A 14,045-nucleotide genomic window follows, 5' to 3' on the forward strand; every position below is an offset into this window, starting at 1 on the left:
AAAAACCTATTCAGCTATGAGCACCTTTACGCCTTTAATAATATTCCAAATGACTACATTAATTGAGACAAGAACCATCAGAATGACAGCAATAATGGTAAAAACAGGTATTTCCGCTTCCATGCTGGCAAATTCATAAACTAGTGAAAAAATTAATAACGGTACCGTAATCAGTGGGATTAAATGCGACAGCAGCGCGCTTTTGGCGTGTTTCTTCGTTATTTCATCTCCAGAAGCGATCAGCACAACTAGCGGAAAAATAAACCCCGCGAAAAAAATACTAAAATAGCACAAACTGGAAAGGACTTTTCTCGATTCCATAACTATCACCTCTTCCCATACATACGAAATGAACAGGGCGAAAGTTTCGTTTTTTAAAACAGCTGGAAACCAAAATTATTAATCGGCCCGAAAAGTACTGACAGGAAAAATCCGTGTCGTACTTACCCCGGTATTTCAAATTGCTCCAAATTTTATGACGGGTTTGAGAAGTGGTTGGTTACACTGCTCTGGGGATTTCGCTGAAATTGGTCTGGTTTTCGCCGAAATGGGCTGGGATTTCGCTGAAATAGTGGTGTTATTCGCCGAATCGGGTCCATTATTCGCCGTTTTGAAGCGGATATTCGCCGAACGATCTTCAAGGGACAAAAAAAAACTGCCAGCCCGTATAACAGGGCCAACAGTTCTTCAACATTATGATTTTATCGTGCTTTTTTCCTCGACCTGGTGCTGCATCCGCAACCGGTCGCGCTCGAGAATCGGCTTTAGGTATTTACCGGTATATGACTCGGGTACTTCAGCGACTTTTTCCGGTGTGCCTGTCGCGACGATGGTGCCGCCCTTGTCGCCGCCCTCAGGTCCAAGGTCGATAATGTAGTCGGCAGCCTTGATGACATCAAGGTTGTGCTCGATTACTAGGACAGTGTCGCCGTTTTCAACCAACCGTTGCAACACAACAAGCAGTCTGGAAATGTCGTCGACATGCAGTCCGGTTGTTGGTTCATCCAAAATGTAGAACGTCTTTCCATTGGAGCGCTTGTGCAGTTCAGAAGCTAGCTTCACCCGCTGTGCCTCTCCGCCCGACAATGTTGTCGCTGGCTGGCCAAGCTTGACGTACCCCAAACCGACATCATAAATCGTCTGAAGCTTGCGGCTGATTTTTGGATGGTTTTCGAAAAACTTAACCGCATCCTCAACGGTCATCTCAAGGACATCGGCTATATTTTTTCCTTTGTACTTTACTTCGAGCGTTTCACGGTTATAGCGTTTGCCGTGACACACTTCACAAGGAACATAGACATCAGGCAAAAAGTGCATTTCAATTTTTATAATCCCGTCACCGCGGCAGGCCTCACACCGGCCACCCTTGACGTTAAAGCTGAAACGTCCCTTTTTGTAACCACGAACCTTTGCTTCATTCGTCGACGAAAACACGTCGCGTACATCGTCAAACACACCGGTATAAGTGGCCGGATTGGAGCGCGGCGTTCTACCGATTGGCGACTGATCAATATCAATGACTTTATCCAAATAATCGATACCCTTAATGCTCTTATGCTGCCCCGGTTTAGTTTTCGCACGGTTCAGCTTTTGCGACAGCGATTTAAGAAGGATTTCATTAATCAGGGTACTTTTACCGGAACCGGATACACCGGTTACCGCAATGAACATGCCAAGCGGAAGCTTAATATTGACATTTTTTAAATTATTTTCGGCTGCACCCTTAATTTCAACATAGCGTCCATCCGGCTTGCGTCGCTCCAATGGCAGCGGAATAAACTTTTTCCCGGACAGGTAGTGACCTGTAAGCGAGTTAGGGTCAGCCATTACCTCTGCTGGTGTCCCGGCAGAAACTACTTCCCCGCCGTGAACTCCTGCACCGGGACCGATATCAATTAAGTAATCCGCCGCCAGCATCGTATCTTCATCGTGCTCGACGACAATCAAGGTGTTGCCGATGTCACGCATATGTTGCAGCGTGTCGATCAAACGATCATTATCACGCTGGTGAAGACCAATGGATGGTTCGTCCAGAATGTAAAGTACTCCGGTTAACCGTGAGCCAATTTGCGTAGCTAGGCGAATCCGCTGAGCCTCGCCGCCGGAAAGTGTTCCGGCCGTGCGGCTCAAAGTCAAGTAATCGAGTCCCACATTAACGAGGAAGCCTAGCCTTTCATTGATTTCTCGTAAAATCAATCTGGCAATCTGCTCTTCTTTTTCCGAAAGCTGTAAACCTGAGAAAAATGCTTGGGCCTCTTCGATGGAAAGGTCTGTTACATGAGCGATATGCTGTCCGTTAATCAATACTGCCAACGTTTCCTTTTTCAAGCGGAAACCTTTACAGGCTGGGCACGCCTGATGCCCCATGTATTTTTCCATTTGCTCACGTATATAATCGGAGCTTGTTTCTTTATAACGGCGTTCAACATTGCGTACGACGCCTTCAAATTCGATATAACCTTCGCGGATTTGGCCCCAATCATTTTCATACTTAAAATAAATTTTTTCACTGCCTGAGCCGTAAAGTATTTTCTCAAGATGATGTTCCGGGATATCCTTGACGGGGATATCCATGTCCACTCCGTAATGATTGCAAACCGCCTCTAGCAGCTGTGGGTAATATTGCGAACTGGTCGGCTCCCACGGTGCAATGGCATGCTGCTTTAGAGTTAAATCCTTATTAGGGATGACAAGGTCGACATCAACCTCGAGTTTCGAGCCGAGGCCATCACATTCCGGGCAGGCTCCAAACGGGCTATTGAATGAAAACATCCGCGGCTCAAGTTCACCTATGGAAAAACCGCAGTGCGGACAGGAATGATCTTCGCTGAACAGCAACTCTTCCTCACCAATAACATCGATAATCACTTTTCCTTCGCCCAGACCTAGTGCTGTTTCAAGCGAATCAGCTACCCGAGCCGCAACCCCGTCTTTGACAACAATCCGGTCGACAACCACTTCAATAGAGTGTTTTTTATTTTTATCAAGCTCAATATCGTCACCAAGGTCAAGCATTTCTCCATCAACGCGAACACGGACAAAACCTTGTTTTTTTATATCTTCGATTACCTTGATGTGCTGGCCTTTTCGTCCGGAGACGACAGGAGCAAGAATTTGCATTTTGGTCCGCTCTGGATATTCAAGAATTCGGTCGACCATCTGTTCAATTGTCTGTGAAGAGATCTCGATACCATGATTTGGGCAGGTAGGATGGCCTATACGCGCAAATAATAATCTCAGGTAATCATAGATTTCAGTCACCGTACCGACGGTTGAGCGCGGGTTCCGGCTCGTAGTTTTTTGGTCAATTGATATCGCCGGGGATAACCCTTCAATCGAATCTACGTCAGGTTTATCCATTTGGCCGAGGAACTGGCGCGCGTAAGCCGACAGTGATTCGACATACCGGCGCTGTCCTTCTGCATAAATCGTATCGAACGCGAGTGAGGACTTTCCTGACCCGGAAAGTCCCGTTAAGACAACAAGCTTATCTCGCGGTATAGTAACATCAATATTTTTCAAATTGTGGGCTCTGGCGCCTTTCACAATCAATTTTTCCATCGCCATTTGTTCATTTTCCTTCCACTTTTAAAAAGTTTTTGGACGAAGGACAGTATTGCTTATCCTTCGGCCTTCAATTCCAAAATCAAATCGCGGAGCTCGGCGGCGCGTTCGAAATCAAGCGCTTTGGCGGCGTCCTTCATTTCTTTTTCCATATTGGCAATCAACTTATCTCTTTCTTTCTTAGACATGGCGGCAAACGATGCTGCTGGCTTGTAATCTTCAGCCTCCTCCGCAGCATGGGTAGCACGGATAACATCGCGGATTCCCTTCTGAATCGTTTTTGGTGTAATCCCGTGCTTCTCATTATACTCCTCTTGAATCGCACGGCGCCGTTTTGTCTCGCTGATCGCCAGCTCCATCGAGTTCGTCATCCGGTCCGCATACATGATAACGTGACCGTTGGCATTTCTTGCTGCCCGGCCGATGGTCTGAATCAGCGAACGTTCCGAACGGAGGAAGCCCTCTTTGTCGGCGTCTAGAATCGTCACGAGAGAAACTTCCGGAATATCAAGACCTTCTCGCAGCAGGTTAATCCCGACAAGAACATCATATTTACCAAGACGAAGCTCGCGGATGATTTCAATCCGCTCGAGCGTTTTGACCTCAGAATGCAAGTATTGGACCTTGATGCCGATTTCCTTGAGGTAATCTGTAAGGTCTTCGGACATTTTTTTCGTTAGGGTTGTAACCAAGACGCGTTCATTGCGTTTCACCCGCTCCTGAATCTCGCCAATGAGGTCATCAATCTGGCCTTCAATCGGCCGGACATCAATGGTCGGATCAAGCAATCCGGTCGGACGAATGATTTGCTGTACCATTTCCGGTGTATGTTCGAGTTCATAAGGCCCAGGTGTTGCCGATACAAAGACAATATTTCGAATATGCTTCTCGAATTCATCAAACGTCAGCGGCCGGTTGTCGAGTGCCGACGGCAGACGGAAGCCGTGCTCGACAAGGACTTCCTTCCGCGCTTTGTCCCCGTTAAACATACCGCGAATCTGCGGCAGGGTCACGTGCGACTCATCGATGACAATCAGGAAATCATCAGGGAAATAATCGAGCAAGGTATACGGCGTCGAGCCTGCCGGCCTTAGGGTCAGATGGCGTGAATAGTTTTCGATACCGGAGCAGAAACCCATTTCGCGCATCATTTCCAGATCATAGCGGGTGCGCTGCTCCAAGCGCTGGGCTTCGAGTAATTTGTTATTTTCACGGAGTACGGTCAGACGTTCCTCCAGTTCTTTTTCAATATTTTCAATTGCCACGCGCATCTTCTCTTCGCGAGTTACGAAGTGGGAAGCCGGGAATACGGCCACATGCTCGCGTTCGCCGATAATTTCCCCGGTAAGGGCGTCGACCTCACGGATCCGGTCGATTTCATCACCGAAAAACTCCACTCTTAGACAATGCTCATCACGGGAAACAGGAAATATCTCGACAACATCGCCGCGAACACGGAATGTACCCCGTTTGAAATCAATATCATTTCGTTCATATTGGATGTCGACAAGGCGGTGTAGCAGCTGGTTACGTTCAATTTCCATGCCGGTACGGAGGGAAACGACCATCTCGCTGTATTCTTCCGGTGAACCGAGGCCATAGATGCAAGAGACGCTGGCGATAATAATGACATCCTTGCGCTCAAACAGCGAGGAGGTCGCTGAGTGACGCAGCTTATCAATTTCATCATTGATACTGGCGTCTTTTTCAATAAAGGTGTCTGTCGATGGAACATAGGCTTCCGGCTGATAGTAGTCGTAGTAGCTGACAAAGTACTCGACAGCGTTATTCGGGAAAAACTCCTTGAACTCACTGTATAGCTGGCCGGCAAGTGTCTTGTTATGGGCGATAATCAGGGTTGGTTTGTTTACTTCTTTAATGACATTGGAGATTGTGAACGTCTTCCCTGTACCTGTTGCACCAAGCAGGGTTTGATAGCGTTTGTTCTGATGAATGCCATTTACCAGCTGTTTAATCGCCTTGGGCTGGTCTCCCTGCGGCGAGTAATTAGAGACTAATTCAAATTGATCCATTATCCTGGTTCCCTCCCGTTCCTCAAAATCAATACTACCATTTTACCACAATCCCCCTAATACAAACCAATAATATGCGAACTAATATTCGATTTTCCGTTTATTTTCTTCATTCAACACGAAAAAACCAGCCCCAAAGTGATTGGGACTGGCCAACTCGCATAGTCATAGTGTTAATGTCGCTAATGGTGTCAGGCACCACGCGTGGACACTGTCCACCCCAGATGGACAATGATTAGTACAACAGATACTGTTCACGCACGTCCATGAATTTGTCCAATTCAGGCTGCCATTGTTTTTTCATTTCTTCTATAGATTTGCCAGCTTCGATTCCGTCACGGACCCAGCCGTTTCCGACGAGCAGGTCGAAGTGGGAAACTCCCTTGCTGTCACGCGCACGGAACTTAAAGTCGTTCGGATACATGTCATGGATAGTTTTTACAATGTGCAATCCGGTTTCAAACGGTTTAAAGGCATTGCGATTGGTGACATGAATCTGGATTCCATGGTTTAACTTGCTTACATTCTTTGAAGTTGTCGGGATGAACGAAGCGGAACGGAACTTTACACCTGGTAGATTCAAAGCATTTAGTTCTGCAGCCAGCTCATCTCCATCTATGAAAGGTGCCCCGATTAGTTCAAACGGTCTTGTAGTCCCGCGGCCTTCAGAGACGTTATCAGCACCTTCAATCAAAGCAGCACCCGTATAAACAAGAGCAGTATCCAACGTTGGCATGTTTGGTGACGGCATTACAAAATGCAATGGGGTGTCATCGTAATACAAGCTTCGGTTCCAACCTTCCATTTCGACCACTGTTAAATTAGCGCCAATGCCAAATTCCTTATTAAATAACTTTGCTAACTCGCCTACTGTCATCCCGTGGCGGACGGGTATGGCATATTTGCCCACAAACGAAGAGTACTTACTTTCCAAAATTGGGCCTTCTACCTTTGAACCGCTAACTGGATTCGGGCGGTCGAGAACGATGAACGGAATATTTTGCTCCTTAGCTGCTTCCATAGCTAATGCCATGGTGTAAATGTATGTGTAAAAACGTGCTCCAACATCCTGAATATCAAATACTAATACATCGACATTACTTAACATCTCAGGTGAAGGTTTTTGCGTCTTTCCATAAAGGCTGTAAACAGGCAAGCCTGTTTTTTCATCCACGTAGGATTCTACATATGCTCCTGCTGGCGCACTCCCGCGAACGCCATGCTCAGGGCCATATAACGCAGTAAGCTGGAAATCTTTATGAGTATAAAATAAATCTACGATGCTATTCAGCTCTTGGTCTACACCTGTCGGATTGGTAATCAAGCCAACGCGCTTCCCTTTAAGCAGATCGATTTGATCCTTTAACAGCACTTCAACCCCTAAGCGAAACTTCCCTTTCTGCTTCTCCTTGCCGTTCTGGGCAATCGCCGCCGTCACTGTAGAAAGCACCAACAGCAACGTAATAATTCCCGTAAGCCACTTCTTCACACAAATTCCTCCCCGCTTTTTTTTGAAAAATAAAAGCCTTTATCTTTGGGGAATAGCCGCCAAATACCGACTATTCCCAATGGAACTTGGAATTCTTAATACCCTAATCCGTGGTCAAAACCGTATAAGACGCTGCCGTCATGGTTGTAAATCGTTACTGGAAGTTTTCCAGTCGGACTATTTTTACCAAAAATGGTGTTAGCAGATGCTTCAAAGCTTGCCGGTCTGTATCCATACTGTACAAGTGCTGCATCTACAGTCTGATAAGACATCACATCATACGGATTTCTAATTCCCACCGCAATAACTGGTGCATCGAGTTCAGTGATGAGCTGATTTGTCATCAGCATTTGTCCGGCACTTGGCGCTCTACCGCCAACGCTGGAAGTGTATGTTCCAACAATGATGTATTTTGCATCTCTTATTTGATCCAACTGCGCTGCCGTAAGTTTGGTCTGCGTATTAATATAAGTCACATTCTGATGATGCTTTTTCACTTCAGCCAACAAAGAGTCCACATAAAATCCGCTATAACCGACAACCGCAATTTTATCTCCAGCTGCTGCCTTCAACGGAAGAACGCCGTTATTTTTCACTAGCGTAATCGATTTCTCTGCTGCTTCTTTTTCGATTGCTCTATGTTCAGGAGAACCTACAACCTGAAGGGCATTGGCTACCTTTTCATCCAAGCTCACTTCTTTCTCAGCTTTTACAATGCCTCTATTTAATTTCAAGGTTAAAATGCGTTCAACTGACTTTTCTACTCTTTCAATTGAAATTTCACCAGTATTAACCTTGTCATAGAGTCCATTAGCCACTGCTTCAATTCCAACTGGCATTAATAGAATATCGGCTCCAGCCTGGACGGCCCGAATAGCTGCATCAACCGGACCAAAGTGTGTCGTAATCGCACCCATATTCATCGCATCCGTAACGATGACACCGTTAAAGCCCATCTCTTCACGCATAAGCTCCGTTAACACCTTGTAAGAAAGCGTAGCCGGAACAGCAATTTCACTGCCGTCCATTTTCGAAATCGCCTTTGTGTTATCGATTTTCGGGAAGGTAACGTGAGCGGTCATAATTGCATCAATACCTGCATCCATCGCTTTTTGGAATGGATATAGCTCCACTTTCTTGAGACGTTCTTTATCATGTGGTACTTCATTTAAGCCAATATGCGAGTCAACTGCTGTATCACCATGGCCAGGGAAATGCTTTGCTGTTGCCGCAGTTCCTGTTTCATGAAGCCCTTTAATATATGCATTACCCAGTTTTGCCACTAATTCCGGGTCTTCACCAAATGAACGAACGCCGATAACCGGGTTGTCAGGATTATTATTGACATCCAAAACTGGACCAAAATTCATATTGATGCCCTGCGCTTTAAGCTCTTCACCAATTGCTTTGCCGACTTTCTCCGCCAGTGCCTCGGAACGTGCTGCCCCTAATGCCATGTTTCCTGCAAAATCAGTACCTGTTTGCAGACGCGTGACAATTCCGCCTTCTTGGTCAATCGAGATTAGCAGACCGTATTTTTCGGCTGCATCTTGATAAGCACTTACGAGTTTGGTTGTTTGGTCAGCATTTACCGTGTTTTCGCGGAACAAAATGACGCCGCCAAGATGATAGTCTTTAACAACTTGGGCAATTTCGTCATTCATGACGGTGACATTTTTGCCCTTCCAGCTTCGGAAGTCTGGCATTAACATCTGCCCAACTTTTTCTTCCATTGTCATGTGCTTGATGGCATGGGCAATCAGGTCATAGCGCGCGCCTTGCTCTTTTTCAACAAGAATCTCTTCTTGGTTGCCTTTGAATTGAATCGCGATTCGGTCAGTGAACGTGCCGTCGCTTACAGAAATGAATGTTTTTCCGTTATGGCCTGATAATGTGACCAAACCATCTTTAACGGACGCCACATTCTTGTTTGAGGATTTCCAAGTCACATCGGACGCCTTCATGAATGGGCCGTCCTCATAGACATGCAGAGCATTCAGCTGAATTTGGTTATCCTGAACTTCTCGTTTTACCTGCGGAACGTTCAGGTCAATGACCAAATCCTTGATTCCTGTGGCTGCTGTTGCCCCTGATACCGGGATCCCGGTTACCAATAACACTAGAGCCAAAGCCGAAACCATCATCATTTTGAAAAATTTACGCATGCTTTCTCCTCCTCGATTTTGATTTTCCTTAGATGTGTATGAATCGCCAATAGAAAGCCACAAACGCTAATAGAAACTAAATACTCGACAATAGGGGGGATTTTTTCCCCACTACTTTGATTTTAGAAAATTAATAATCTCTCAATTCCCAATCATTGCTTTCAAATTGCAGTGTCTTGTTATCAAGAATTGGATTCAGTATATACCAGCCGCGGCCGTTGTATAGGGTGTCTGTTTTATAAACAAAACGTAATTTGGATGCTTCTTTCGGGACGGTGAGCTCCTGGTGTTCCCAGCCTTTGCTTATGCCGTTAAATGCGGCGAGTCTTTGCCACGCCCCATCCTTATAGACCTCGACATAGCCGTAATCTGACTGATACTCTGTCATATACCAAGTCGCAAACGTCAGCTTGGCATCTTTATTTAAGGAAATATCACTTTCCATGACCTTGTCCTGCTTGTCGCCATAGCCGGCAAACCATGCTGATGCCCTGCCTGGAATCGACACTGGAATCGAATCGGCGACCTGTCTCGCAAACAATCTTCGCGGTTCGTTAATCGATCCCATATTTCTACTCGGATGTACTCGATTCGTCAGCAAAATGGCTATCGTTTTGTTGTTCGGGCTGACCACTATCGATGTACCGGTATATCCTGTATGACCAAATGAATACGTCCCTTCTGACAAAGCATCCATGTACCAGGCCTGGCCAAGCTCCCAGCCAAGTCCATGGTCATTGCCTGGAAAAGCTTCATTCTGGTTTTCCAGAAGTAGTTTCACCGTTTCCGGTTTCAAAATGGCCTTGCCGGCATATTTTCCATCATTGATAAATACATGTGCCAGTTTCGCCAAATCCTCAGCGGTGGAGAACACTCCGGCATGGCCGGCAACTCCGCCAAGCGACCAAGCGTTTTCATCATGAACCTCGCCCCAGACAAGTCCGCGGTTCGGAACAGCTTGGTATTCTGTTGCAGCTATCCGGTTTTTCAACGAGGCCGGCGGATTGTACATCGTATCCTTCATTCCCAGCGGGTCGGTAATATGCTGCTTGACAAATTCATCCAGGCGCTGGCCTGATAGGCGTTCAATCAGTGCACCTATTGTAATCATGTTCAAATCGCTGTACTCATAACCGGTTCCTGGCGCCCTTTTTAGCCCTTGTTTAAAAACTAACCCCATGCGGTCTTCGCGTGATGTCCCTTGTGAATAGAGCGGAATCCAGGAAACAAATCCGGAAGTATGCGTCAACAACTGGCGGATGGTGACGTTTTCCTTCCCATTGGCGGCGAATTCAGGAATATGCTTGGCAACCGGGTCATCAAGCTGGAATAATCCTTGTTCATAGAGCTGCATCACCGCAACTGAGGTGAAAATTTTGCTGATGGAGGCTAGGTCGAAAATCGTGTCTTCTTGCATCGGCACCGGATTTTCCATCTCGGTAAACTTTCCGTCCACATACTGGGCGGCATTGCCATAGGCCGTATGCTTGACGATTTTTCCGCTGCGGGCGACAAAGGCCACCGCTCCTGGGAAAAGTTTATTCGAAATGTACTGGTTGATGATTGGGTCGATTTGTTGTAGCGGCGCCTCGACCATTCCGGCTCCTCTGGCCGAACTTGGGTGCAGGACAGGTGTTACTGGTATGACGTTTGAGTTCCATGTAAAAGCTGGGTGTGGTTTCTGTGATGGGGATACTTTCTCTGCTTTTTCAAGCGAAGGAACAACGGACGAATCATTACTGGCGGCTGCAGTGGTTGTTCCTAAAAAAACAGTGCAAATGGCGGAAATCATCAGCTTACTTCTTTTCATAAATCCTCCTTTTTTCCAATTGGATTTCGACTGTAAGCGTTTGCTGTTTAGCATAAACACTTAGAATCTTTATTTCAAGCATACGAAAAAAGTGGTATAGTCGTCTATACCACCTTAGTACCATCTTCTGTTTTTTTGACTAGGTATAAAGTCGCTTTTTCTTAAAATTTACCTAAAATACTAGGTCTTGAGGCAGTTTTTTAATTGGAAGAATGGGGCGGAAAATCAGCAATGAAACCCGGCCCGACTATGCGGGACCCTGCTCACCCGCTTGTTTTTGAAGTTCTGCTAACGCATTAGGAAAATGGTCATTGTTTTGTTTTAGCGCATTAAGGGCAGTTTCATAATCTACTAGGAATAAAATCATAAGAATAGCCGCCCGTGTATTGCCATTGGCCCGGTCATTCATCGTTTTGGCGGTCACTTCATCCACACCTGTTATGTCTTGGATAATCGATAGTGACCGGTTCCGGAGTTTTTCATTGGTAGCCTGTACGTTTACCATCAGGTTTTTGTAAACCTTACCAAGCTTGATCATTGCCGCGGTAGAAATCATATTTAGCACCATCTTTTGGGCAGTGCCGGCTTTTAGGCGGGTTGAACCGGTTACCACTTCCGGTCCGACCGGAACCTCAATCGGGAATTTTGCGAGTTCTGACAGCTCGGAACCATTATTGCAAGAAATTCCGACCGTGGGAATTCCCCGTTCGTTTGCCCGATTAATGGCTCCAAGAACATACGGGGTTCTGCCGCTCGAGGCAATTCCAATGAGGACATCTTTTTCGGTTACCAAAGAGTCGACAGCCGCTTTCCCTGCTTCCTGATTGTCCTCCGCATCCTCGATCGCATAGCGAATCGCTTTTTCCCCGCCGGCAATGATTCCATTGACCAACTCATGTGGAACGCCAAACGTCGGCGGGCATTCGGAAGCATCGAGAATCCCGAGACGACCGCTTGTTCCCGCACCCATATAAAACAATCTCCCGCCTTGCTGGAGTGCGTTTACCGCCACGTCAATCGCATCGCGAATTTGCGGCAGTGCCTGCTCGACAACGAGCGCCACTTTCTGGTCCTCCTGATTCATCAACCGGATAATTTCAAGTGTAGATAATTGATGCAAATTCTCAGAATCCTTATTTCTCATTTCTGTCAACAACATGGGATCAAATCCTTCATAATCATTATTTAACCGCACCGGCAGTCAGTCCTTCCATAAATTGCTTCGATGCAATAAAGAACAGAATCATCATTGGAAGTGACGACAAGGTCAGGCCGGCAAACAATGCGCCCCAGTCAGCGGAATATTCACCGAACAGGCTCAGCATCCCGACCGGAATGGTCTTTTTCAAATCGTCGGTAATAAAAATCAACGGGAAGAAGAAGTCATTCCACGATTGAATAAAGTTAATGATCATCACAGTGCCAAGCGCCGGGCGCATCAGCGGCAATACTACATTCCACAAGATTCTGAGGTCTGTCGCTCCGTCGATTCGCGCCGCTTCCTCCAATTCTGCCGGCATCGTCCTGAAAAATCCGGTTAAAATCAAGATGGACAGCGGAATGCCTGTCGCCGTATACATCAGAATCAGCGACCACAACGAGTTCGTCAGCCCAAGATCCTTCATTAGCATGAACAGCGGCACAATCCCGAGTTTAATCGGAATCATCATCCCCATCAGGAAGATGAAAAACAGGACGTTGTTCCACCAAAACGTATAGCGGGCAATGTAAAAAGCCGCGAGCGACGTTGTGATGAGGATTAGCGACACTGAAACCACACTGACGAACACGCTGTTGTAAAAATAGGTCATGAACGGAACCCGATCTAACAGGTTTTGATAGGTTTCAAGACTGAAGCTTTTCGGCAGCGACAGCGGGCTCATCATGATTTCCATATTCGGTTTAAAGGATGATAAAATCATCAGTATAATCGGATATAGACTGATAGAGGCGAATAGAAAGGCAACGATGTAATAGATTGGCTTTGTCCAGATAGTTTGTTTCACCTTTATTCACCCCTACATTTCCACTTGTTTTTTCTGCATTGATTTCAAATAAAACGCCGTTACGATCGAGATGAAAATAAATAATACGACTGCCAAAGCTGACCCAAGCCCTATTGCCGTGGAATCCCCGGTCGACCCGCCAAATGCGAGACGATAGAAATAAACGGCCAGCGTATCAGTTGATCGGTACGGCTCCCCTTGCGAGCCTTGCATCGCATAAACGAGTTCGAAGGCTTCGAAAGATTGGATAAACGTCAGCACCGTCATAATCGTGATCGACGGCATCATTAGCGGCAGCATAATCGTCCGGATCATCGTGAATCCTTTGGCCCCGTCCAAGCGCCCTGCTTCGATCAATTCTTTCGGAATCGCCTGGAATCCGGCGAGGAAAATTAGCACAGCAAAGCCGATTCCAAACCAGCAGTTGACGAGAATAATCGCCAGCAGCGCGGTATCGGGGTCACCAAGCCAAGCCTTCTTCAGGTTCTCAAGACCCATTTTGCCAAGCATCACATTAAGCGCTCCGAAGTTAGGGTTCAAAATCAGCTTCCAAAGAAAACCGACCACGATGACCGATAACAGCCGCGGCAGGAAATAGGCCATTTTAAAAAATTCTGCCCCGCGGATTTTTTGATAGATAATAAACGCGAGGAAAAATGCCAGCCCGTTTTGGACGACCATCTGGACGACAAAATACAGGACGTTGTGACCGGCGGCGTTCCAAAACATGCCGCTGAATGGCTCGGCCGTAAACAGGTTTTTATAGTTTTCCAACCCGATAAACGCGCCCTTTTTGATGCCCTTCCAGTCATAAAAACTGTAGGTTAGGGCCGCCACCAGCGGGTAAACAATGAACATACCATAAATGACAAGGGCGGGAATAGGGAAGAGATGGATGCCCCACCGCTTCCGTTTCTTATGTGTTTTCTGTGTGATTACTTCTGGATTGATTTCTGTTTGCATATTCACCGCCACCTA

Annotated in this window: 9 protein-coding genes; all 9 read right to left on the minus strand. The window is 46.4% G+C overall.

Translation table 11 applies throughout. From position 1 onward, the window contains the following. Positions 1 to 6 precede the first annotated feature (6 nt). The 9 genes from AR334_RS18270 to AR334_RS18310 all read right to left on the minus strand — a co-directional run bounded on the left by AR334_RS18270 (position 7) and on the right by AR334_RS18310 (position 14,030). Positions 7 to 321: a DUF4870 domain-containing protein gene (locus AR334_RS18270; protein ID WP_066314668.1), complete on the minus strand. Its 315-nt coding sequence runs from the start codon at positions 319 to 321 to the stop codon at positions 7 to 9. Positions 322 to 693: 372 nt separating this feature from the next. Next, positions 694 to 3,567, minus strand: a complete 2,874-nt coding sequence (gene uvrA / locus AR334_RS18275; protein WP_066314673.1) for an excinuclease ABC subunit UvrA — start codon at positions 3,565 to 3,567, stop codon at positions 694 to 696. Between the two features lie 53 nt (positions 3,568 to 3,620). After that, a complete protein-coding gene (gene uvrB, locus AR334_RS18280) occupies positions 3,621 to 5,600 on the minus strand; it encodes an excinuclease ABC subunit UvrB (RefSeq protein WP_066314683.1) in 1,980 nt (659 codons plus the stop codon). A 232-nt stretch (positions 5,601 to 5,832) separates the two neighbouring features. After that, entirely contained in the window at positions 5,833 to 7,086 is a 1,254-nt protein-coding gene (locus AR334_RS18285) for an exo-beta-N-acetylmuramidase NamZ domain-containing protein (protein ID WP_066314686.1), read from the minus strand. A 95-nt stretch (positions 7,087 to 7,181) separates the two neighbouring features. Next, the gene (locus tag AR334_RS18290; protein WP_066314695.1) at positions 7,182 to 9,251 is read right to left on the minus strand and encodes a glycoside hydrolase family 3 protein; all 2,070 of its coding nucleotides are present in this window, start codon (positions 9,249 to 9,251) and stop codon (positions 7,182 to 7,184) included. Between the two features lie 130 nt (positions 9,252 to 9,381). Then, a complete protein-coding gene (locus tag AR334_RS18295; RefSeq protein WP_082693008.1) occupies positions 9,382 to 11,061 on the minus strand; it encodes a serine hydrolase in 1,680 nt (559 codons plus the stop codon). 247 nt (positions 11,062 to 11,308) lie between these two features. Next, positions 11,309 to 12,256 (minus strand): N-acetylmuramic acid 6-phosphate etherase, encoded by a 948-nt coding sequence (murQ, locus tag AR334_RS18300; RefSeq protein WP_253701318.1) that lies wholly within the window; start codon positions 12,254 to 12,256, stop codon positions 11,309 to 11,311. Beyond that, a complete protein-coding gene (locus AR334_RS18305) occupies positions 12,243 to 13,067 on the minus strand; it encodes a carbohydrate ABC transporter permease (protein ID WP_066314707.1) in 825 nt (274 codons plus the stop codon). The genes murQ and AR334_RS18305 overlap by 14 nt, the downstream gene beginning before the upstream one ends. Before the next feature lie 12 nt (positions 13,068 to 13,079). After that, complete coding sequence (locus tag AR334_RS18310) at positions 13,080 to 14,030, minus strand: carbohydrate ABC transporter permease (RefSeq protein ID WP_066314709.1); 951 nt, start codon at positions 14,028 to 14,030, stop codon at positions 13,080 to 13,082. Positions 14,031 to 14,045 lie beyond the last annotated feature (15 nt).

The organism is Bacillus sp. FJAT-29814 (assembly GCF_001510715.1).
In the GTDB taxonomy this organism is placed as follows: domain Bacteria; phylum Bacillota; class Bacilli; order Bacillales; family Cytobacillaceae; genus Neobacillus.

What these genes read in the sequence shown, in the direction of transcription:
- AR334_RS18270 (WP_066314668.1), bottom strand. Translation starts at nt 321, where the DNA reads ATGGAATCGAGAAAAGTCCTTTCCAGTTTGTGCTATTTTAGTATTTTT.
- uvrA (WP_066314673.1), bottom strand. Translation starts at nt 3,567, where the DNA reads ATGGCGATGGAAAAATTGATTGTGAAAGGCGCCAGAGCCCACAATTTG.
- AR334_RS18290 (WP_066314695.1), bottom strand. Translation starts at nt 9,251, where the DNA reads ATGCGTAAATTTTTCAAAATGATGATGGTTTCGGCTTTGGCTCTAGTG.
- AR334_RS18295 (WP_082693008.1), bottom strand. Translation starts at nt 11,061, where the DNA reads ATGAAAAGAAGTAAGCTGATGATTTCCGCCATTTGCACTGTTTTTTTA.
- AR334_RS18310 (WP_066314709.1), bottom strand. Translation starts at nt 14,030, where the DNA reads ATGCAAACAGAAATCAATCCAGAAGTAATCACACAGAAAACACATAAG.